This window comes from Oleiphilus sp. HI0066, from assembly GCF_001635725.1.
On sequence record NZ_LWFH01000322.1, the window covers coordinates 1 to 770 of the forward strand.

General features: G+C 42.7%; 1 protein-coding gene. It reads right to left on the reverse strand.

Features of this window, described 5'->3' with window-relative positions:
- Positions 1 to 770 (reverse strand): SurA N-terminal domain-containing protein (locus tag A3738_RS04695; RefSeq protein ID WP_197473594.1); only part of this gene is annotated, 770 nt, incomplete at both ends.

Sequence of the window (770 nt, forward strand, 5' to 3'; positions counted from 1 at the left end):
GTTACGCTCTTCTTCTCCCACAAAATCTTGAATCTCTTGATCATAGCGAGCCTCGATCTCTTCGCTTGTCACTTCAACATCTGTTAGCTCAGATTGACGCAATACAACATAAGACACATCTACGCTCTCAGGTTTCTTAAACAACTCCTGATTGCTTTCGTAGTAACTAGCAACATCCGAATCTGACACCGACACTTGATCTAAAAATTGTGAAGAGTCTAATACCGCCATTCCAAAGTCACGCGTCTGACGATCAAGCTTCAACAAAGATTCTTCTTCAGCGTCTAATACAAATGAAGAGCCCAAAAATGCTGAACGACTCTGATCTAAGACAAACTGTTTAGCCAAGCTTTCTCTGAACGTATTTAAAGAAAATCCAGCTGAGCCTAAAACTGACTGCATTCTTTCATTACTAAACTGCCCGTCAATTTGGAATTCACTCATATTTCGAATGTACTCGTCCACCATCTGAACAGATATGAATAAACCTTTATCTGAAGCGTCTTGTTCGAGAATTTTTTCCTGAATCATTCCATCAAGCACTGACTGACCGAGAAGTCCATCATCAATCAAATCCGGATCAGCTGCGTCGCCCATCTGCATCAAAAGCTGACGTTTTTTTCGCTCTACTGCGATCTGAAACGCCGACTCTGGAATGCCCTCACCATTCACTTCTGCAACCTCTGGCTCTCCACTGATACCACCAACAATGGATTCAGCGCCAAACAGCGCAAATGTAATAGCAATCGCCCAAACGATTACTTTCGCTG